The sequence below is a fragment of the Paenibacillus faecalis genome, assembly GCF_900289175.1.
In the GTDB taxonomy this organism is placed as follows: Bacteria; Bacillota; Bacilli; order Paenibacillales; family Paenibacillaceae; genus Paenibacillus_AQ; species Paenibacillus_AQ faecalis.
Genome location: NZ_LT985747.1, coordinates 1,443,409 through 1,464,344 on the forward strand (window position 1 = coordinate 1,443,409; position 20,936 = coordinate 1,464,344).

The window sequence follows — 20,936 nt, forward strand, 5'->3', positions numbered from 1 at the left end:
TTCATGATATGCATTTATAAAAAAATAAAAGCACCTTGCTCGGTTCAACCCGAGAAAGATGCTTTAAAATGATTACCGTTTTACTTCTGACTGGCAGCCAGAGCCTGCTCCAGATCATACAAAATATCATCAATCGCTTCGGTTCCAACCGAAATGCGAAGAAGCTCCGGATTTACACCTGCGGCAATTTGTTCCTCCTCGGTCAGCTGCTGGTGCGTTGTGCTCGCCGGATGAATGATGAGCGATTTGGAATCCCCGACATTAGCAAGATGAGAGAACAGCTTTACGTTCTCAATCACTTTACGCCCTGCTTCAACTCCACCTTTGATGCCGAATGTCAAAATCGCCCCCTGCCCCTTTGGCATGTATTTCTGCGCTAAATGATAGGACGAATGACTTGGCAAACCGGCATAGCTAACCCACTCGACGGCGTCATGGTTCTCCAAATATTGAGCCACCTGCAATGCGTTTTGGCTATGGCGTTCCATTCGCAGATGAAGTGTCTCAAGACCTTGTAGCAACATCCATGAGTTAAATGGAGAAATCGACGCGCCGATGTCCCGAAGCAGCTGTACACGGGCTTTAATAATGTAGGCGATCGGACCAACCGCTTCCGTGTATACCACCCCGTGATAGCTTGGATCAGGCTGAGTCAAGCCCGGGAATTTATCGCTTGCCGCCCAATCGAATTTCCCTCCATCTACGATCACACCGCCGATCGAGGTGCCATGACCACCGATAAATTTCGTAGCCGAGTGTACCACGATATCTGCACCATGCTCAATCGGACGAAGCAGGTACGGGCTCGGGAAAGTATTGTCCACGATCAGCGGAACTCCATGCTCATGCGCAATGGCCGCAACCGCTTCAATATCCAGCACATTTCCTTGCGGATTGCCGATCGTTTCGGCAAACAAAGCCTTTGTTTTATCATTCAGGTATTTGCGGAAGTTATCCGGGTTTGTGGAATCAACAAAATGGACTTTAATTCCGAGTTTTGCCAGTGTGGTAGCGAACAGATTATATGTGCCGCCGTACAGGCTAGAAGAGGAAACGATCTCATCGCCTGCGCCCGCAATATTCAAAATGGCGAATGTTATAGCTGCCTGCCCCGAAGCAGTTGCTAATGCACCAGCCCCGCCTTCCAGCGCTGCTATGCGCTGTTCAAAGACATCGGTAGTCGGGTTCATGATCCGAGTATAGATGTTGCCGAATTCTTTTAGCGAGAACAGATTTGCTGCATGCTCACTATCCCGAAATCCGTAAGAAGTCGTCTGATAAAGCGGCACCGCGCGGGACATGGTGGCCGGATCGATCTCCTGGCCTGCATGTACGGCTAATGTTTCAATAGAAAATTTTCGTTCCTCTGACATGGATACTTCCTCCTTTTGTTTCCGATGGAAATGTAGGAAAATAAATTTCTCCCATTCTCTCATACTTTCCACCGTTTGAAAAGAGGGAATACCCATTAAATTCATCGGAATTATGAAAAAGGATGTACTCTTCAAGAATAAGATTGGATTTTCCCTGTTATTAAGATTCGTCTACCATCACTTTTCCCCATCCATAGCCTGCCTCTGGTGATGTATCCTCAGGCATACCCGGCAAGATCAAACCTCCGTCAATACGTAGGTTAATGCCTGTAATATATGAAGCAGCATCGGAGCTTAACCAGGCGATGGCCTCCCCGATATCCGAAGGCGTTCCAATGCGGCCTAACGGTATTTTCCTCCCGAACGCCTCTTCCTCCGCGTTTTGCTCCAATCGGTTGACGGTCGCTCCAGGGGCGACGCAATTAACCCGAATACCGTAGGGTGCCCATTCCAGAGCAAGCGACTGAGACGCACGTATTAGCGCAGCTTTCATCCCTCCGTATATGCTATCCTTCGGATAAGCTCGTTCACCGCGGGAAGAAGTTATAAAAACGATGTGGCCCGAAATATCTTTTGCAATCATTTCCCGTACCGCGTATTTACTGAGCAGCATCGGAGCCCTGAAATCAAGATGGATCGTTGCATCCATGTCATCTTCATCCATATCCGTTAAAAGTGCGTGATTTCCGACACCTGCATTGTTCACCAGCAGATCTATTCGACCCAGCTCATCCATCGTTTGCTTGACAACCCTTTCGGCTTCACTCCGAACCGTCAGGTCACTTTGAAGGACAAGCGGGGCTTTTCCGTAAATATGAGAAATATCCTGCTCAACCTCCCGTATGCCATCCTCACTGGAATGATACGTCAACGCCAATCGATAGCCTTTCTGAGCCAAAACTTTAGCAATGCCTCGACCGATGCCGGTCCCTGCACCGGTAACGAGCGCTATCTTTTCATTTCCGTGTTCTTTCTCAACCGTTTCCATAATCTGCTCTCCCTTCTTGAAACGTCTTGCACGGCTGGTCATTCACGCGAACCTTCCGTTGGATCATTGCCGTGCTTACCCGTTTTATACCCGAAGGACACGTCCCTGATTGACTTTTCCCACAAAAAAAAGGTGTCCCTAAGGTCAATAACCTTCTTGAGACACCTCACTCCTTTATGCTCTTTGGGCAAGAACATCCATATGGATAAAAAATGCATCCTCCAGCGTCGGTTCTTTTTCAGAAAATTCCGAACCCGGTGCCGTACTGCCCATCACCCTTACCACTACACTTGTGCTCAGCATTTTAAAATGAATAATGCTCTGCTCCGGAATCTGTTCAAATTCCGTCAGACTAACCTCTCCTTCCCAAACCTTTAAAGGAGCTGCAAGCTTCCAGGTTCGGGGAGGTCCGTTATAACGAATTCGTCCCCGATGTATCCAGATCACGGTATCCGTCGCATCCTCCCACTCATTCAGTTCATGGGCAGCTACAACTACCATCCGGCCTTTGGCATAGCGCGTCAGATAAGTAATTAAAAACTTCCGCTCCTCCGCATCCATTCCATTCAGCGGTTCATCCAAAAACAAAAACGACGGTGAAGCCAGTAGAGCCTGAACAATCGCAATTCTTCGCTGCACCCCTTGAGACAGGCTTCTGACTTTGGTTCGCCGGTGCACATCCAGACGAAAATCCTCCATCAGACGGTTAATCATTTCAGAAGAATATACTCCCTTAAGCTCCGCCAAATAAGTCAGCAGTTTTCCGACCTTCATATCCCCGTACAATTCAATATCCGACGGCACATACCCGATCTGGCTCCGAACGAGCGGCAAATGCTCTGATGCCTTGCGCCCTTTGTACAATATAGTTCCTTCATCCGGAGCCTGAAGCGTCGTTAATATTTCCATCAGCGTCGTCTTTCCTGCACCATTCGCACCGACGATCAAGTTCAATCCGGCATTTAATTTGGCATTTCCGATCTCCAGTCGATACGTACCAGCCTGACGTATTAACCCTTCGATATGAATCATAAAGCCGTTCTCCCTGGAGATACCTTATCCTTACGGCTGTACCCATACGATGAAATCAGTAAAGCGGCCCCAACGAGGAGGACGATAAAATCTACAGGTGTCTTCAAGAACTGGGTGACTTCATAAATCTGTCCTTGAATGACAATCCATATACCGTAGACTAATATGGCCGATAATATGGAAGCCACCATACCCTTTCGGAACATCATATACATCGTTGTCCCACCAGTTAAAAGGAGAACACCCAGCCATTCAAGTACAAAGGGCCCGAACAAAAAATGAGTTTCATTTGAATTCATAGCCTTTATGCCAAGGGCAACTGTACTGATCAGCGCCATGCCGATCACGATAAACGTCACCATAAGGAGCCTGCTGTACAAAACCAATGCCGGCGGGTATGGAGTGATCGTTTCCACGGCTCTCATCCCTCGATCCCATGTGCGGCTGCTAAACAGCATAGATGCAATCAGGAGAAGAGGTGTAATAAGTGGAAAGATTCCTCCGGGAATCCCCCCCATACTATCCAAAGGATAATCCGGATCAATCAGCAAAATCAGCATCGTAAACACCGCCGCACTAGCAAGAAAAATGTACTTCAGATTGAGACGGAGCTGACTGCGCAGCAGCTGCCTTAATGAGGGGGGATCGACTTGAGGGTTAAAATCCAGCTTGGGAGGCGCAGCCTCCATCTTCAGCAGGTCAAACTCTCCTTGAAGAGAGGCGATCAAATGCGCGGTTTCACTAGGGAGCGGTGGTGAAAAAACACCGCGAGTAAGCGGTTCTCTAAGCTCCTCTTCAAGCCTTCTTAGTTCGTTATCGGAAGGATGATCCATGGGAATACACCTCACTTTCTTTTCGTTTAACTTGCCGGTCATCTTCTCTCCTGTTTCTCCTTCGGACGCCGCCCGGCGGTCCGCTTGAACGAGCCGTTATTGCCGGCGCGTATGAGTCTTCTACGGTCATCAGCTTTTTAAGCTTTCTTAGTCCATTATATAAATGGGTCTTCACGGTACTCAGGGGGAGGTCCAACAGGTCTGATATTTCCTGCAGCTTCATGTCATGAAAGAAACGCAAAGTTATAATGTCCCGCTGGGCAGCCGGCAAAGTTTCAAGAGAAGCAGCGATTTCCGCTGAAGTCTCCTGCCTCTCGAGCAGTTCTTCAGCACCTGCTGAAGGATCGAAACGCTCCGGAAACTCTTCACCAACCAGACCCTCTGATCGGTAAGCCGAGCTTTTCCAATAGTCCTTGCATTGGTTCAGTGCCACACGGTAAAGCCAGGATCTTACATGCTCCAGAGCTCCATGCTGCCTGAAATGACGAATCATACGTATAAATGTCTCTTGAACGATATCCTGAGCCTTCTGACGGTCCTGCAGCTGACCCGATATATAACTTAACAGCGGACCATGATATCGGGTAACCAGCATCTCGAAAGCATCCTGGTCACCAGCCGCCATTCTTTCAGACAACTGCTGATCTGAAATCATGCCTTACTCTCCCCCTTTCCCCTTTATATTTTCTCTTCATACCTATACCAATAGGATGAGTCATTTCTATTGACTTTTAGCGATTGCCTACGATCCGATCCCATTCCAGCTTCCATTCCTCATAAGAAATGGCCTGTTCTTTCAGGAACGTATTATTCCGCTCGCTCGGCTGTCTGATTCCCTTATTGTAAAAATAAAGAAGAAGCTCTTTGACTTCCGCATCCTTGCCTTCACTTAACGCTTTCGACACTTGATTCAACATTTTACGTCCGATCCCTTTTGAATCATAATCGGTATCTTTCATCGTTAACACCTGGATCGATCTTGCCCAGCCATATTGATTTCTAAGCTCCTTATCACTTACACCTTCAGCTTCCCGATAATATAAATACCAGAACAAACTGCTGATTCTTGCACGCACATCCTTCTCCACTTGATCACTCTCAGAATACATGTCAAATTCCTCTTGACTTCCAAAAAGAATAGCATTCATCCATTCGCCTGGAAGCCCGCTGCCTGAATGATAAAAAATCGTTCGGGATGAAAGAATTAACCCATTGTCTACCAGGCTGTTTTCTGCCTGAAGGTTTTCTACAGTCGTGCCAAAGTATAAAATTTTTATGGCATCGGACATTAACTCTAAATCAGGAATCCACTCTTTAAAGTAATCGTATTTCCCTTTCAGCTCTTTCAATAGTAGCCGTGCATTCTCTAAGGTATATTGGGTCGTTACGACTGTTATCGGTATCCCTTCCTCTTTCACCTCAACCCAGCCTTCACTACCAAACAAGGAAAGACCCATGACGTCCTTGCCTTCAAACCGCTGATATCCTTCCTTTCGTTCAAGCTCTTGAATCCCGGTATACAATGGAGCCGAATATCCTTCAACAGTCAGCGTCATATCCGCTGGCGGAAAATACATACTATTAAACCGATAACCAGTAAAAATACGATCTTGCCCAGACTCACTCTTCACATAAACATCCTGATATCCCGGAAGCGGATACCAAGCCATGTATTTGGGTAGGTTTACTTCATCTCCTACACTGAAAGCAGGATATCTTTCATTGTTATACTCATGCAGAAAATCCATGATTTCACCGGCATAATGAACTTCAATAGTAAGCTCGCCGACCGCCTCATTCGGAATTTCTACATTCAAGCGTTCCCCTTGACGGTGGTATGTTGTTTCAGCTCCCTGAACCAGCACCTTACTTACTTGAAAGCTTCGATTCAGGGTGAGCGGAAATGAAGACTTACCTGACCACTCCTTCGCCGGTATTTCAAGTTCGACCTGAAACTGCAGCATATTGTCCGCTTTTCTCTTTAGCTTTATATCATACTTCGAAACGATAAGCTTGACATCTTCTGAAAATTTGGTTCCAGATAAGCGGATCGTGGAGTCATTTACTTTTTCATCAATGCCAGCATAACGTTCCTGCCAAATCGAATTGTACGGAGCAAAAGTTGCAACAGCTATCATAGCAGCACCTGCAGCACCCAGCCAGCACCATTTCAGGTTCATCGTAGGACGAGTACGGTTCAGTATTAAAAGGCTAACTGCAAGCAGCAACAGCGTAAAAGCCAGCACGAACACTCTGGAATGGAGTATCTCTTCCCCAAACAATTGATATCCCCATGTCTCACTCGAAAACGGATTGTCTTGCAGGAAAAACTGGTTAAGATGAAAGGTTTTAAGTGAAAAAAAACCGAGTTCGTTAATAAGAAAAATATCCATAAATAAGGTCCCGAACATCCACGCACAAAAACCGATCAGATATACCACCCGATTCGGTATACAGACAGAAAGCAGCATGGCAAGCGCAAAAGTAACCATATACGATATTTCAGATTGAACCACAATATTGATCGTGTGCTGCATTGCTACGCTGCCATCAATACCGTATCCTGTTGAGACAACATAAAAGATGATGGAGGCACTTAGTGTAAACAACGACAAATAGATGATTCCTACAACATACTTGGAAGACAAGAGCATCCCGAAAGATACAGGCAAGCTGCGGTTCCACTCAAAGGATGACCGCTTGATATCCCGGCGAATCGTTAAAATGCCAAGCAGCATCGCTGGACCAAGCGACAACGTATGAAACATGGAATAATACTCGTACAGCATCGTATATAGTTGAGGATTGACATAATTACTTGTAGAAAGAGCGTATGAAAGAAATAAAACGGCATAAATAACAGGAAACGATAAAAACAGAAGGTTTCCAAACACCATCCGGAATTCAAGCTCGCATTGTTTCACCCATCTATTCATTTCCGATCCCTCCGCAGCAGCGCCAAATAACCATCCTCCAGCGTAGGTTCCACTGGAATTGCGCCATTCATCGGCGGTCTGTCCCCTGTCATTCTGCATACGATTCCTTCCGGAACGCTCCGAGTAGATACGATAAGAAAAGGATCAACTTTGGCAAATTGTGCAGGGCTTAACACGGCTTCCCATACGTATCCCTCTCCGCACGCCTGTAACTCATCCAAATCACCCGTCATCAGAAGGCAGCCCCGATTCATTACCGCAACGCGCCGGCAATTGCTCTCAATATCCGCCACAATATGTGTCGATAGCAATACCGTCCTGTTCATGCTAAACCGGGTTAACAGGTTGCGAAACCGTACCCGTTCCTGCGGGTCCAGCCCGGCTGTAGGCTCATCCACGATAAGCACATCCGGGGAACCGAGCAGTGCCTGAGCTATACCGATCCGCTGCTTCATGCCTCCCGAATAAGTACGGACTTTTTTGTCCGCTTTTTCTTGCATATTGACCATTTCCAGCAGCGTGGATATCTCCTTGCGGCGCACCTTTTTATCTGTAATTCCTTTCATGACACCGACATAATCAAGATAATCACGGCCGGTCATCTGCGGATAAATATGAAAAAATTGCGGTAGATATCCAACCATTCTGCGAATTTCTTCCGGTCTTCCCAAAGGTATTCCATTTATCGTCACCTGTCCTGATGTAGGCGTCAGCAGTGTGGCCAATATACGCATCAGTGTCGTTTTGCCTGCGCCGTTGGGACCCAACAGACCTGTCATGCCTTTATCAAGTGTCAATGAAACATCCAGGAGCGCCCATGCACCTTTTCGGTAGGTTTTGGATAAATGTTCAATCGTAATCATGTAGGTACCCTTTCATCACTTCAAAAATAAAATAAGTCCGCGCGGTTCTTATAACTGAAAACGAGCCAGACGAAAAAAAGTTTGGATTTATACGTTTTGTCAAAAATTGAACTTCATCATTTACGCCACATACCCGGTACACCCGGCTGCCTGTAATCGGCGCCGGGTGTTCGTTCTCAAAAAATATATGATTAAAAAATGATCAGCGATGCTGTTCATACCGATTCGCACGGCTGATCACCTGAATGCGCTGAATCTCCTGAGGCGTTAGCTGTTCTAGGTTTCCTGCCGCAGCATTATGTTTCAGTTGTTCCAACGAACTGGCTCCCGGGATTGCACTAGCTACAGCCGGGTGCGAAAGCACATAGCGAATCGCTGTATGGGACAGATCTCTCACGGAACCGAATTCCTTGTTCAGCTGTCTTGTCACATCGAGCAGTTCTTCTTTGGAATAATCGAGATATCCTTTATCTGCCTTAGCTTCACTGCGATAGCTCAATATGCCTTTGGCGATCGGCCCTCTGGCAATAACCGAGATACCACGCTCCGCAAGCAAAGGCAGCATTTCCTCCTCTGGACGCCGATCCAATATACTGTACTGCATCATAACACTGACGATGCTTGAACGTTTCACATATTCGCGAATTACATTCGGACGAATGGACGATATTCCATAGTAACGAATCCAGCCCTCTTTTTTCAATTGTTCAAAAGCTTCTATTGTTTCGTCAATCCGATCTTCCAAAGTCCCGCCATGAAGCTGATATAAATCAATATAATCCGTGCCGAGCCGGCGCATACTGTCTTTCACGGCAGACATGATATATTCCTTAGACGGGTCCCAAATCCACCCCTCTTGACCTGAAACACGACGATTACCGACCTTCGTCGCAAGGATCACCTCATCACGGCGCCCTTTTATCGCTTTTCCGACCAGTTCCTCATTGACTCCTGCATCATACAAGTCTGCGGTATCAAGCAGATTCATGCCTAGTTCCAGCGCTTCATGAATAAGACGTACAGCTTGTTTTTCCTCCGTACCTAGGGACATGCAGCCGAGTCCGATTTCACCTACATATAAATCCGATGAGCCCACACGGTTTTTCTTCATGCAGCATCCTCCTTTTACAATGAATCCTGTACCCTAAACCAAAATATCCACCCATACTTTCACCGCCGTGACGGCAATGAGAACGACCAGAGCATAGCGCAGCATCCTTACGTTCATTCTCCGGCTTAAATAAGTACCGAGTGGAGCGCCCAGCAGACTGCCGATCACTGCAAAGGTAGCAAGCCAAAACGGGATGTCTCCGGCCGCGATTTTGCCGATAACCCCGCCGACCGCGGAAAGAAATACGATAGCAAGGGATGAAGCAATCGTGATCCTTGTTGGGATTTTAAGCAGCGTCAGCATAATCGGTATAAGAATAAAGGCTCCACCCGCTCCGACAATACCGGAAACAATCCCGACCAGAAAGGCGGAGATTACAGCGAGCAGCACATTATAGGTTACTTGTGAAACTGAGATGTTTTCTGAAGCGGCCTTGGTTGGAATCACCATCATAATGACAGCAATCACAGCAAGAAATCCATATATGATATTAATGGTTTCACCATTGAGGTATATAGAAGATACACTTCCGATCAAGCTGCCGATCAATGTGCTAAACCCCATCTGTATTACAAGCTTTTTATGAACGAGCGAGGCTCCGCCCTTCGTGCTTAAACGATTAGAGATTACGCCAGACAGGGAGGCAAAAAACACCTGCAGCATGCTAATAGATGCGACCTCTTTAGGAGTAAATGCTGTAAATCCGAACCACTCCGGTACATACAACAGCAGTGGAAAATTAATGATAGCGCCGCCTATGCCAAGCAGTCCGGAAAAAAATGATCCAACAAGACCGATGAGAACCATAACCAGAAGTTGTGTTACCACGCTGACCAATCTCCATTCGTTATTTTTTTGGATATTTAGGTAACATTAATACTGTACTTACCATAAAATATAAATTATAATAATTAAAACCAAGTAAAAACATCGGAAAACCGGAGGTGTGTCACATGTTCAGCAAATTCAAATCCCTGTTGCAAGATAAATGTCCCGAATGCGAGCAAAAACTAGTTTCGCATTACGATAACATGTCGCTGACCAAGCATTGCCCCGACCACCACTACACCGAGGAAACCTTCGGTCATCTTGGTGTGACGATTGTATATAAATCAGATCATCGGAACGATGAATGACTTTTTTGGACCAGCACTTTTTTATGTTATCACATTTTCAAAGATGGAAACCGTCTTCTCCTGTTTTTAGCTGCTCAAAAAACGTTTTTTATTTTTCAGTCTAACCAAAAGGGTGTTCCTCAAAGTCATCTGACCTGAAGAAACACCCTTGTACTACTTTATGTATCATCTATATTAGAAAACTCCTCGTTTATCATCCCACAACCGGGCCGCTGCCCGAACTAGCAAAATAACAGACAACGTACAGATCAAAATTCCGATGCCAAACATAAAGAATAGCATCTGCATGATCTCACCTTTTACATTTAAATGGAACGGCAGGATAAACATCCACATCAGATAAACAGCTGCATAAAAACGTAACCGGGTTCGTGCCGCTCTTTTCAGCTCCGTCTGCTTTAAAGTATCCGCATGAACTTCAATCCCTTTGCATAGTCCATAGCCAAATACCAGTTGAACGATCAAAGGAACGATGGACAATCCGTAATTCACGGGTGAACTAAAATATAACGGATCACTGCTTACCGGCTGCTGATCGAAACCTGCGAAAAATTGTATAAATGATATGATCATAAGCGCCCAAGCGCTCCCATAACCGATGCTAAAATATACGTTCAGCCGCTTCAGTTGATAAAGTCCAGTAAGCAGCAAAAGATATCCTAAAAGATCCGGGAAAATGTCCAACAAATCAATACGTATGTCAATGAGAATCAATAGAAATCCCCAAAAGATCTGATTGCATGCTCTCCTCATGGCTGCTTCCTCTTCTCTCTCACCAAGCTCCGTACTTGTGCCTCGGTAAAATATGGCTGATTTGAACCGATAAACATATATTCGATCCACTGCTCTTTACTGCTCTCTTTGAAAACAAGCTGAAGACGAAGTTCGAACACCTTCTCCGGATCATCCGGGTTTGTTTGATACGAAACATAAAAGGAATCACCTTTAGCGAGTTGAATCGGCAGCTCCAGCTGTTCGAGCGGAGTTCCCGGCGTATTCATGGCATTAGAACCATTGCCGGTACTTCTAATGCCGCTTCTGATCTCTGGAAGTCGATAGTCAAAATGAAAAGAAAGCTGGATCGTGTCCATGATAGACATATAGTTTGACTCCATAGAATGAAGCTCCGCTGATCGGGCCACATTAAAGTGCCCATATCCGGTACCATCTGAACTACTGCCTGAAGAAGTTCCGCTAATCGGCGCTTCCTTCTTCCCGTGTTCGAAAGGATCTATAAACCGGATTTCGCCAATGTTTTGTTCAGCTGTTGAACCGTCATCATATTGAACCAGAACCTTGTCGATAACAGCAGGTTCCAATGACATTTTGGCTTCCTTGTTATTCGAATGAGGCTGAATGGATACGAGAAACCTTCCCAAATGTTGACGAGTATACCTCATATACTCAGCGTCATGTGTTTCAATGCTCAGTTCGGGATGCTGTGGAAAAGCAATCGTCCTGATCTTCTTCCCTTGTGCATCCTCCAAATAATACAAAAAGAAAGAGTCGCCCCCTTCGTTAAGCACTTCAATCCGATGTTCCAGAAAAATGGAATCACCCAACTGATGCGCCTGAAAGAACGATATGTTCCCAATCCAGCTGACTGCAATCACTATAAATGCTGCCAAGATGCCTATCCAAGTTTTTCTCATATTCTCACTTCCCTCTATTTCCGGGTTCCTCCCCATTATAAACAACGAAAAAGCAAGAAAGTTTGGTTTGATTTTGTTAACACCTTTCGTTGATCATATGTATCCACAGCAGCATGCTGATTGTCTGTTGTTTACATAAAAAGCAGCCGGACCGGGCGATAGACTCCTATGCCGCTGCCGACTGCTTCTTCAAATCTGAAAATCTGAATTCAGCAAAACATTATAATTTCGGTAATGATGGGATGCTCTGGCTGCAATTGCCCTCAAGAGGCAGGTTACTGCAAACATACTGGCCTGCATTGTTTTCTGTTGCAGCTCCTGCCGGGGCTGGCTGATGAACCCGCTGTTTCCACAGCTGCCATAGCATAAATCCGTCATTGGCTCTGCCCTTGTTCTTAATATAATTCACCATAGTTTCCACGTTGTAATATTTGCTTGCGATGTTATTTTGTCCATTCAGCATTTCTGCATCATATACCGTTCCCGGCTCTGCATTCAGTTTTAACACCGCACCTCCAGAGCCTTCTGGAGCGATTTGCATCCCCATATTGATCGGACCGTTATAAATGGCACGGTAGGATTCATAGCCTTCACGCGGATCATAATAAATTCCGCCATCATAAGACATCAAATTGATAAAATCGATCTTATTGCCATGATCCTTCACAACTCTGTACATGGTTCCTCCGAATGGCGATCCCCATTGTACCTTCCCTTCCTCAAACGGTGTTCCTTTCACATAATAAGCTCCCGTTGACCAACCGGCGATTGAAATTTGCAGATTAGCATTACGGGCGTTAACCTCTTGATCCAAACTTGTAATAATGCCGGCGATTTCCCCATCTTTACTACAGCTGAACTGACTAGCCACCTGCTTGTTGCATATACTGCCGCTGGATTCCCAATCGATGTCCACACCGGACGCACCAAGATCTTGGGCCAAATCAACGATGTTTTTGGCATTGAATCGGGACCACTGCGTGCCCTGGCTGTATGACCAGCCGCCTACCGACAGAAACACCTTCGTACCACGAGCTTTTAGTGCAGCGATATTATTGCGAAGGTCCTGTGCCTGCTGGGCAGTGAATTTTTTCTGCCCATTGGGTGTTGAAGCTCCCTCAAAAAATTCCAATCCGGCAACTCCCTGATCGAATGCATAAGAGCCTTTGACATAATTGGTATCCGGTCTTACAAATGCCAGATTTAAATGTGTAACATAATCCGGAATGTTCGCTGTTGTCAGATCATAAATACTTGTATTCCACGAGCTGGCATAGGCTACATACATCCGGTCCCCTGGATTTCCAGGGGGGTCTACTGGCGGCTGAACCGGAGGCTCCACTGGCGGCTCTACTGGCGGCTCTACGCCACCACAAGGCCCCAGATCCTGCCAAGCGCCCCAAGCTCCCCCGGAACCAGGTGCCTCTCCCTGGGTCCACCATTTTGCCTTCCACGTATTCCCACTGTGGGAAACAAGGTCTCCACCGTTATAAGCTGTCGTACTGCTCCAGGCCGGATCGGTGCAAGCTGACGCTGCTACAGACGGAGATGGAGGAAAAACACTTAATAACAGCATAAGAGCAAAAAACAGAAGAAGCGCTTTCATTTTTGTCGTTCGTTTGTTCGTCATTACATCTCTCCTTTGCATTTTGAAATATACGAGCGCTTTTAAGCTCTAACGAAACTTTCTTCCTCCACACCCCCTCTCAAAAATGGTACACTTAATATAAGATCAGTTTCAGTGTAACTCGGTAAAAATTGGTACAACAAGGGGAATATTGTATAATCTAGGGGAAAAATCGTATAGATAGCCAGCAAGGTTCAATAAGAGACGACTTCAAAATCCCTAATGAAAAGGCAAAAGGCGCCGTTTAGCAAACGACGCCTTCCAAATAAATGTGCAGTAACCCGCTTAAAGGTTGCTCTTTGTATAATTACGTCTTGTCCTCACACTCTAAATACATACGCATAAATGGACAGGATAACAATGAATGGCCGCTGTCACGTAAAAAATATTGTCTCCACTCATAATTGTTTTTCGCCCCGTATACATTCAGATCCGGATGCGGAGGCACAGGGTCATATGCGTGAAGACGTCTTCGTATCATCCGTTTTACCTTATCCACCCGTTCCGGTACCGAATTGAATCTTTCAAGAACCCATCGTGGTGTAAATGCAAGCACCATGTAAGGGAAGCTGCGGCTGCGCCTGATTTTGTGAGCGGGGGTTCCGCAGTACACAAAGTAAGGCTCGCCGTCATAGCAATATTCCCACAGATGATCAGACGGATCACTCGGTACATGGGCGGGCCACGGTTTACGGTCCAACGCTGTCGTATGGCTCAGAAGGGACCAGAACAACCGTTCATAATGCTCTACGCCGTCCTTTCGTTGCGGCTCAGTTTCATTTTGAATAAATATGACAAGTGAAGTATAGGGTCCTATCGCTCTGGATTGTTTACCATAATTCAGAAGCAAAGCGGCCAGCTGCTCGGCTGCATCGAAATCATCGGTATATTGTACAAATCCGTACCTTAATTGATGTAGAGCAAATCCTTGAACCGCCGGAATACAAGGAAACTTGAATTCACGATCCGTCATTTTCGCCGTCCAGTGTTGGATGGCATCCATATGCCAGCTGTTGCATTTTTCTTGGGCCTGAAGAATATCTTCAAGCTTCATCGGCTTGATCATGGGCAGCCCTCCTCTTCCTATATAGGTTATAAAAATAAGGAAAATAGGTGACTGTCCATATCATTGTTTTGTGAACCAGCCCTTGGTTCAGTGTGTTGCAGAAATACGTTTCAATAAGATTGTACTTTCTGATATCTTATTTAAAGATGCTTTCTTGAGCGTTCATATTAGATGGGCTCTGCCCTAATTACTATAGAGAGGAATACTTCAACATTATGTCTAAACCCCTTCTAACAGAAAAAATCCAGACGGTTGCTGCAAAGAAACCAAAAAAACCGTCCTTACCCCCCGTGCGTATTTTTGCACTTGGCGGACTTGGCGAGATCGGCAAGAATATGTACGGTGTTGAGTTTAAAAATGAAATTATTATCATTGATTCCGGTCTTAAATTTCCGGATGCTGAAATGAGCGGAGTCGATTATATTATTCCAGATATCCGCTATCTCGTAGCAAACAAGAACAAGATCAAAGGATTATTTCTTACGCACGGTCATGAAGATCATATAGGCGCAATCCCTTATGTGCTTCGTCAAATTCAGATGCCGATATACGGCGGTCCGCTAACAATCGGACTGGTTCGAGCCAAACTCGATGAACACCGCTTGCTGGATGAAAGCGATCTGCGTATATTCCATGAAAACGACAAGTTCTCTTTCAAGCATCTTTCGGTCCATTTCTTCCGGACGACGCACAGTATACCCGACGCTTTTGGCGTTGTTGTTGAAACACCTTACGGCCCGATCGTACATACAGGAGACTTCAAATTCGACTTTACCCCCGAGGATAAACCTGCCGATATTCACAAAATCATGAGTATTGGCCAAAGAGGTGTACTTGCTTTGCTCGCGGATAGTACGAACAGTGAGCGAGAAGGTTTCACACCTTCTGAACGAACGGTGGGCAACTCGATACTCAAGCAATTTCAGGAATGCCCTGGCCGGATATTGTTCGCAACCTTTGCCTCCAATGTCCATCGGCTACAGCAGGTTGTGAAAGCGGCGATTCGCACGAACCGTAAAATCGCGATTATCGGACGCAGTATGGAAAAAGTGTTCGTGATCGGTCAGGAGCTTGGATATCTCAGGGTACCAGAAGGAATGATCATTGACGTCAAAAACGTAAACCAGTACCCTAATGATCAGGTGTTGATCATTTGTACCGGCAGTCAGGGAGAACCGAATGCTGCACTAACCCGAATCGCTACAGGAGCACATCGCTCCATCCAGATTTACCCGGACGATACGGTTATTTTCTCATCATCTCCCATTCCGGGTAACACGCAAAATGTCAACCGTAGTATCGATCTGCTTATGCGGGCTGGCGCCGAAGTGCGATACGGATCGATCTTGGACATCCATACATCCGGACACGGATGCCGTGAAGATCTGAAACTCATGCTCAGCAGCTTGCGCCCTAAATATTTCATGCCTATCCACGGTGAATATCGAATGATGCTGAGTCACCGTCAACTGGCCATAGAGGTAGGCATACCCGAAAAAAATGTGTATCTTCTAAACATCGGAAACACATTGTCTCTATACCGAAACGGAGCACGTAAAGGCCGAAATGTTCAATCCGGCGATGTATACATCAACAACGGCGAGCTTCGGATCTATGAAAAGGAACTGGTCGAAGAGCGTGTTCAACTCGCTCATGAAGGTGTTGTCATTGTTGCCATTACGATTGACCCTAAAACACGCAAGCTGCTCGCAGGACCGGAACTAATTACGCGCGGTTTTGTCTACATGCAAGATTCGAAACCGCTGCTGCGCCGTGCCGAGGCTATGGTTCGCAAGCATCTCAATAAAGCTGGCGATCAGCGGGAATATGATCGTGCAGCTTGGGAACAGATAACAACAACTAGTTTAAAGCGTTATTTCAAAAGAGAACTCGGACGCAGTCCGTTTATCATGCCTTCCATCATGGAAGTTTAAGCGACTCAATCACAAGAGGGGTTACCTTTAAGGTAGCCCCTTCTTAGATTGTTGGCTTGAATTTTTTTCTTCCGATCGCCAGCTAATCTGCCAACTCCAGTCCCTTGGTTTCCTTGCCTAACAGCATAACCCCAAATGCACCAATCAGAATCGTAATAAAAAACATCGTAAAAATCGATTCGATGCTTGTCCCTCCACCCTTCAAAAAGCCGACCAGCAAGGGGGCAATCACACCGCCGATACGTCCGAAGGATGTTGCCAGCCCCACTCCTGTGGAGCGCACACGCGTTGGGTACAATTCCGGTGAATATGCGTATAAACCGCCCCAGGCGCCAAGATTAAAGAAAGACAGGCTAATACCGGCAGCGATCAGCATACCAACGGAATCCGCAAAGCCAAACCATAGGGCACTAAGAGCTGTACAAATCAAATATGTAACCAGCACAAACTTCCGCCCGAACTTTTCAATAAAATAAGCGGCTGTGAAATATCCTGGCAGCTGTGCAAGCGTCATAATCAGCACATACTGAAAGCTTGTAACGAGACTAAACCCTTTGTCCAGCATAACGGTAGGCAGCCACAAGAACATCCCATAGTAAGAAAATACAACCGTAAACCACAAAATCCATAACATGATGCTTGTTTTACGATGCTCTTGAGACCAGACCGATTGCACACGCTGGATCAATGTTAGTTTTCTTGCACTTTTTTGCTGAATATATCTCGGAGGGTCTTCAATCGCTCTTCGCAAGTACAGCGCATAAAACGCAGGCAAAGCCCCGATCACAAAGGCCATCTGCCATCCATAATTCGGAATGATAAAATAAGCGATCAGCGCCGCCAAAATCCACCCTGCCGCCCAAAAACTTTCAAGCAGCACAACCGCTCTGCCCCGGTCTTTCACCGGCATGCTTTCAGACACCAGAGTGGAAGCCACAGGCAGCTCGCCTCCTAACCCGAAACCTGCAATAAACCGAAAAATGCAGAGCATAACAAAGCCTGTGGCAAGTGCAGATAGTCCGCTGGCTACCGAGAAAATAAGCAATGTCCACAGTAAAATATTTTTCCGGCCGTACTTATCTGCCAAAAACCCGGCAAACGCAGCGCCAAATACCATCCCTATAGAAGTCGTACTCGTCAATATACCGATTTGCTGTGAACTGAGCGACCATTCTGAGGCCAGCGCAGCCACAACAAACGAAATCATACCAACATCCATAGCATCAAACATCCAGCTAAGACCTGTGCTAAACAGCAGTTTACGCCGCTTAGGATGCCTGATCAATTCAATATGGCTCATAAACAGCCCTCCCCCTCCTATGTCTTTCTATAATTTAGGTTTACGGATGCATTTGGTCAAGCGTTTTATCCGTCAAAAATTGAGGTGCGTTTACAAGCTGTTATTTGTATTCGATTTCAGTCGTTTTCCTTATGTACGAGCGGCAGTGTAACTTTTATCGTCGTCCCTTCATCAGGCTTGCTGAATACAACAACCCGACCATCGTGATCCTCGATCATTTTTTTGCTGATCATAAAGCCAAGACCGGTTCCTTTCTCCTTAGTTGTATAAAACGGCTCACCCATTCGGGATAAAATAGCTTCCGGAATACCGCAGCCTTCATCAACAAAACAAATATGGACCCGATCGGCTTCTCCTTTTTCTAAATAAATCGTCAATTTCCCCCCATTAGGCATGGATTCTACTGCATTTTTAATGAAATTGATGAACACTTGCTTCATCTGGTTTTCATCGCATTTTACAAAAGCCGGTTTAGACCCAAATCTCGTAATGATCTCCACATTGTTGAGGATAGCCTGTGAATTCAACAATGTGATCACCTGTTCAAGAAGGCGCCGTATATCTTTACTCTCATATTTGACCCCCTGGGGTTTGGCTAATAGCAGGAGCTCACCGAGAATAAGTTCGATTCTTTCAATTTCAGAGGATATGATGTCTAAATATTTCTTTTTACTTCCCGTATCGGAACGTAGAAGCTGAACAAAGCCTTTGATGGACGTCATCGGATTTCGAATTTCATGAGCTATCCCCGCTGCCAGCTGCCCAGCCATCGACAGCTTATCCGATTGAATCATCATTTCTGCTGCAAAACGATCCGCTCTCTTTTGTACCGTCAGATCGATCAAATATAGCACAAATCCGTTGTTCTTTCCTTCGTCATCCTTCACTGCAAACAATGTAGATGAGGCCCATAGCACATGGCCCAGCTTATGAAGCAACCTTAATTCAATCTGGTAAGAATAATGTTCCTCCTTTAACAGGTCTGTGAGATGTGAATAAACTATCGGAACATCCTCCGGATGAATTAAATCATGAAGGGGACGCTCCGCAAGCTCGTCTAATTCGTATCCCGCCATTATGCAGGCAGCAGGATTCGCATGGATGATGTATCCTTCGAGATTAAGGAACGCCGTACCGATCGGTGCTCTCTCTATGGTCTGAACCATAAGATCGCCACAAAGACTTTTACCATTAGTCATCGTTTGAAGTCACCCTCCCTCAATCTCAGGTTGTGCAATTATCGTTCATACATTCTAGATCTTTAATACGTTCTCCTTCAACGCATTACTGTAATCGACATTTTTAAGAGAAAAATGTCATAGCATCATTCCCCCTTTCTCCTTTATTGTTACTCTTCTGAAATCTCTTTTTAAATAAGTGGTATAATAACTGATTTGAAAAAAAGTGGGGCTTTTTGACTTGAATAGAAAGCTCTTTTCGTATATTGTGAAAGAAGCAAGCATATATGAATACAGGTTTTGGAAAGTTAAAAAGGAGTTTGCGAGTATGTATAAGGAACACAATATTTGGATCGTGCTCACCAACACTGGAACCTGGTTCAGCAGGATGATCCAATGTTTTACGAATGCCCAGCTGAATCACGCTTCTATCGCGTTTGATTCCGATCTGCATGAAGTTTACAGCTTCGGTCGTAAACAAGCGAACAATCCGTTCATTGCCGGTCTGGTCCGCGAGAATCTTAGAGCTCCCTTCTTTCGCAACTCGGAATGCGCTGTTTATCGATTGCGTGTGAGCAGTCATGATTACCAGTGCATGTACAACCTGGTCATAGAAATGATGCGTAATCAAGATCGGTATAGGTACAACTTGCTCGGATTGTTGGGAATATTATTTCGACTTCATATCGATCGAGCAGATGCTTATTTCTGTTCTCACTTTGTAGCCACTGTCTTGGAGCGTGCCGGACTCAATCTGGTCGATAAACCTCCACATCTCGTCACACCAGAAGATTTCTCCAATTCATCACAGTTAATTGAAGTCTATCAGGGATCTCTTCAAGGTTATTTGAAAAATATAGCGGACTCATCCTTTTCCTCTACTTCTATTTATCATCCTGTGACAAACAACGAGAACAAAGGGAAAATTTTCAGATTCAGAAAGCTGAGTTAGATTACATAGGGATGTAGATCGATAATATGAAAATGCTCAGTAGAAGACAATAACAAATAAAGAAGCAGCTGGATGATCCGGCTGCTTCTTTCATTCAAGGCTTATATTTTTCTGGCTTATATTTTTCAAAAAAACTGTATAATTATGCTGATGGAGTCTGTTGTTCTGGAACTTTGGTCTCGAGAACCGTATTTACTTTTTCATCCTCTTTCTCATTCTCACTCTCGATTACAGTCTGGGCCTCACGCTCAAGCTCGCGCTTACGCTTACGTCTCCGATTCCAATACACACCAAGCAGTAATATTGGAACCGCTATAAGAAAAATGTAAAGAGATACGTTTTCCACCATACCTTCGGCTGATTTTCCGTATAAGTAGAAGAGAAGTCCAACAACATAAAATTTGGTGGCTCGGCCTATAGCAGCGTACACCATAAGCTTCCACAGCGGAAAATTAAGACAACCGGACAGGATCGTAAATACTTTAAATGGTATCGGTGTAAATGAACCAACCAGAATAGCCGCTTCGCCGTTCTTTGTGAACAGATTTGTCGCAGCATCGATCCATTTCTTTTTTAATAATTTGTACATGACTGATTTTCCCAGCACCTTACCGATCAGATATCCAAAAGGCGTGCCCAGCAAACAGCCAATAAAACCGTATGTCGCTAGCCACAGAGCGGATGACGGGTGAAGCATACTTAAAGAAACTTGCAGAAAGAAAGCAGGAATCGGAAAAATCACTGCATCAAAAAATGAATGAATAAACAATCCCCATGGACCAAATGTCATTAAAAAATCCAGAACATCCTGAAACATATCCCAACCCCTAAACATTTTTCTTATGTCTCTAAAAAGAACCTTAATTTGAAGTATATCACATAATTTCTTGTTATAAATAATGTATATGCACATAACTAAAAAAGAAACGCCTTGCATCCTATATCAGGTTCAAGG

At 45.3% G+C, this 20,936-nt stretch carries 18 protein-coding genes; 2 read left to right on the forward strand and 16 right to left on the reverse strand.

Annotated elements, in window-relative coordinates; translation table 11 throughout:
* Positions 1-80: 80 nt before the first annotated feature.
* The 13 genes from C8268_RS07055 to C8268_RS07120 form a co-directional block, all read right to left on the reverse strand.
* Entirely contained in the window at positions 81-1,478 is a 1,398-nt protein-coding gene (locus C8268_RS07055) for a homocysteine synthase (RefSeq protein ID WP_337441809.1), read from the reverse strand.
* A 55-nt stretch (positions 1,479-1,533) separates the two neighbouring features.
* Positions 1,534-2,361, reverse strand: coding sequence for an SDR family NAD(P)-dependent oxidoreductase (locus tag C8268_RS07060; RefSeq protein WP_106769870.1), 828 nt, complete (start codon positions 2,359-2,361; stop codon positions 1,534-1,536).
* A gap of 174 nt (positions 2,362-2,535) precedes the next feature.
* Complete coding sequence (locus tag C8268_RS07065) at positions 2,536-3,393, reverse strand: ATP-binding cassette domain-containing protein (protein ID WP_106767016.1); 858 nt, start codon at positions 3,391-3,393, stop codon at positions 2,536-2,538.
* Positions 3,390-4,226, reverse strand: coding sequence for a hypothetical protein (locus C8268_RS07070; protein WP_106767017.1), 837 nt, complete (start codon positions 4,224-4,226; stop codon positions 3,390-3,392). The genes C8268_RS07065 and C8268_RS07070 overlap by 4 nt, the downstream gene beginning before the upstream one ends.
* A complete protein-coding gene (locus tag C8268_RS07075) occupies positions 4,207-4,881 on the reverse strand; it encodes an RNA polymerase sigma factor (protein ID WP_106767018.1) in 675 nt (224 codons plus the stop codon). Before C8268_RS07075 ends, C8268_RS07070 begins: the two co-directional genes overlap by 20 nt.
* Before the next feature lie 76 nt (positions 4,882-4,957).
* Entirely contained in the window at positions 4,958-7,261 is a 2,304-nt protein-coding gene (locus C8268_RS07080; RefSeq protein ID WP_234032687.1) for an ABC-2 family transporter permease, read from the reverse strand.
* Positions 7,159-8,025: an ABC transporter ATP-binding protein gene (locus C8268_RS07085; protein WP_106767020.1), complete on the reverse strand. Its 867-nt coding sequence runs from the start codon at positions 8,023-8,025 to the stop codon at positions 7,159-7,161. The genes C8268_RS07080 and C8268_RS07085 overlap by 103 nt, the downstream gene beginning before the upstream one ends.
* 202 nt (positions 8,026-8,227) lie before the next feature.
* The gene (locus C8268_RS07090) at positions 8,228-9,136 is read right to left on the reverse strand and encodes an aldo/keto reductase (RefSeq protein WP_106767021.1); all 909 of its coding nucleotides are present in this window, start codon (positions 9,134-9,136) and stop codon (positions 8,228-8,230) included.
* A 33-nt stretch (positions 9,137-9,169) separates the two neighbouring features.
* Positions 9,170-9,964, reverse strand: coding sequence for a sulfite exporter TauE/SafE family protein (locus C8268_RS07095; protein WP_234032688.1), 795 nt, complete (start codon positions 9,962-9,964; stop codon positions 9,170-9,172).
* 482 nt (positions 9,965-10,446) lie between these two features.
* A complete protein-coding gene (locus tag C8268_RS07105) occupies positions 10,447-11,025 on the reverse strand; it encodes a hypothetical protein (protein ID WP_106767023.1) in 579 nt (192 codons plus the stop codon).
* Positions 11,022-11,924: a hypothetical protein gene (locus tag C8268_RS07110; protein ID WP_106767024.1), complete on the reverse strand. Its 903-nt coding sequence runs from the start codon at positions 11,922-11,924 to the stop codon at positions 11,022-11,024. The genes C8268_RS07105 and C8268_RS07110 overlap by 4 nt, the downstream gene beginning before the upstream one ends.
* Positions 11,925-12,144: 220 nt before the next feature.
* Entirely contained in the window at positions 12,145-13,554 is a 1,410-nt protein-coding gene (locus C8268_RS07115; protein WP_272939324.1) for a glycosyl hydrolase family 18 protein, read from the reverse strand.
* Positions 13,555-13,858: 304 nt separating this feature from the next.
* Positions 13,859-14,617, reverse strand: a complete 759-nt coding sequence (locus tag C8268_RS07120; protein WP_106767026.1) for a YqcI/YcgG family protein — start codon at positions 14,615-14,617, stop codon at positions 13,859-13,861.
* A gap of 215 nt (positions 14,618-14,832) precedes the next feature.
* On the opposite strand from C8268_RS07120, the gene rnjA reads away from it, so the two are divergent.
* Positions 14,833-16,551, forward strand: a complete 1,719-nt coding sequence (rnjA, locus tag C8268_RS07125) for a ribonuclease J1 (RefSeq protein WP_106767027.1) — start codon at positions 14,833-14,835, stop codon at positions 16,549-16,551.
* A gap of 82 nt (positions 16,552-16,633) precedes the next feature.
* Here rnjA and C8268_RS07130 read toward each other — a convergent pair whose 3' ends face one another.
* Both C8268_RS07130 and C8268_RS07135 read right to left on the reverse strand, forming a co-directional pair.
* Positions 16,634-17,851: an MFS transporter gene (locus C8268_RS07130; protein WP_106767028.1), complete on the reverse strand. Its 1,218-nt coding sequence runs from the start codon at positions 17,849-17,851 to the stop codon at positions 16,634-16,636.
* A gap of 116 nt (positions 17,852-17,967) precedes the next feature.
* Positions 17,968-19,050: an ATP-binding protein gene (locus C8268_RS07135; protein WP_106767029.1), complete on the reverse strand. Its 1,083-nt coding sequence runs from the start codon at positions 19,048-19,050 to the stop codon at positions 17,968-17,970.
* Positions 19,051-19,357: 307 nt separating this feature from the next.
* Between C8268_RS07135 and C8268_RS07140 the strand changes: the two genes are divergently transcribed.
* A complete protein-coding gene (locus C8268_RS07140; protein WP_106767030.1) occupies positions 19,358-19,981 on the forward strand; it encodes a hypothetical protein in 624 nt (207 codons plus the stop codon).
* Positions 19,982-20,123: 142 nt separating this feature from the next.
* On the opposite strand, the gene C8268_RS07145 is transcribed toward C8268_RS07140, so the two are convergent.
* Positions 20,124-20,798 (reverse strand): YqaA family protein, encoded by a 675-nt coding sequence (locus C8268_RS07145; RefSeq protein ID WP_106767031.1) that lies wholly within the window; start codon positions 20,796-20,798, stop codon positions 20,124-20,126.
* Positions 20,799-20,936 lie beyond the last annotated feature (138 nt).